1 protein-coding gene is annotated in these 1,210 nt (G+C 72.5%); it reads right to left on the bottom strand.

All coding sequences use genetic code 11. From position 1 onward, the window contains the following. Positions 1-205: 205 nt before the first annotated feature. On the bottom strand, positions 206-1,210 hold a 1,005-nt coding region (locus FV228_RS30275), incomplete at its 5' end, for a phage major capsid protein (RefSeq protein WP_147857795.1).

Here is a 1,210-nt window from a genome sequence, read left to right on the forward strand (position 1 = left end):
GCTCCTCCCCCCCCCCCCTCGGCGGGGGTGGGGGGGCCGGCCGTTAGGCCGGGTCGGGAGAGGGGCGGCGTGACGGTGCAGGAGTTCGCGCCCGTCGCGTCCTTTGCGGAGGCGTCGCTCCCCTCTCCCGACCCCTGCTGACGCAGGCGCCACCCTCCCCCGCAAAGGGGGAAGGGTCCGACGCGCGTGTCAGCCACGCCAAGGCTTACCCAAACTTCAAAACCTTGATCGCATCGAAGTCCTGCACCCCGCCGCCGACGCGCTTGGTGGTGTAGAACAGCACGTAGGGCTTGGCCGAGTACGGGTCGCGCAGCACCCGCAGGCCTGTGCGGTCCACCACCAGGTAACCCCGGCGGAAGTCGCCGAACGCCACCGACAGGCTGCCCGCCGCGATCTCCGGCATCGCCTCCGCCTCCGTCACGGGGAACCCGATCAGCGTCGCGGATTGGGCGGCCGTGAGCGGCGGGTGCCAGAGGTAGTTGCCCTGCGCGTCCTTGAACTTGCGGATCGCGCTCTGGGTGCGCCGGTTCATCACGAAGCCGGCATTCTGGCGGTAGCCCGCACGCAGGGCGTAGACCAGGTCGAACAGCACGTCGGACGGGTTGGTCGATGGGAACGCCCCGGCCGCTCCCGTGGCGACGAAGCCGAGCTTGCCCGGCACCCAGGCGGTGTTGGCCACGGTGTCGTAGCTCAAGAAGCCGCGCGGTCGGCTGGCGCCGTTGCCGGTGACGAAGGCCACCCCCTCCTGCTCGGCGAAGGCCATCTCGACCTCGGCCGAGAGCCAGGCGTCGAGGTCGACCACGGCATCGTCCAGCAGCGTCTGGGTCGCGGCCGGCATGGCGTAGAGTTCCATGGCCGGGAACGCGATCTCGGACAGGACCGGCCCGTCGGTGCCGGGGCGCGGCGCGGTCTCGGCGACCCAGCCGGTCACCGGGGCGCCGACCGCGGCGGCGCGCTTGTACTGGGCGCCGGAGATCTGCTGCACGCTGGCGATGGACCGGATCGGCGAGACCTGGGCGAGGCGGGCCAGCACGGTCCGCTCGATGGTCTGGGGCACGAGATAGCCGCCGTCCGGCCCCGATCCGGCCGACAGGGCCTTGGCCTCCAGACGCTTCAGCCCCGCGCTCTCGCCGGCCCGGACGTAGAGGTCGAAGGCCGCCTTGTGCTCCTGCGCGGCCCCGTCCTCCCGGGGTCCCGGCTGGCCGAGCGC

Origin of the sequence: Methylobacterium sp. WL18, from assembly GCF_008040015.1 — a bacterium.
Taxonomy (GTDB): Bacteria; Pseudomonadota; Alphaproteobacteria; order Rhizobiales; family Beijerinckiaceae; genus Methylobacterium; species Methylobacterium mesophilicum.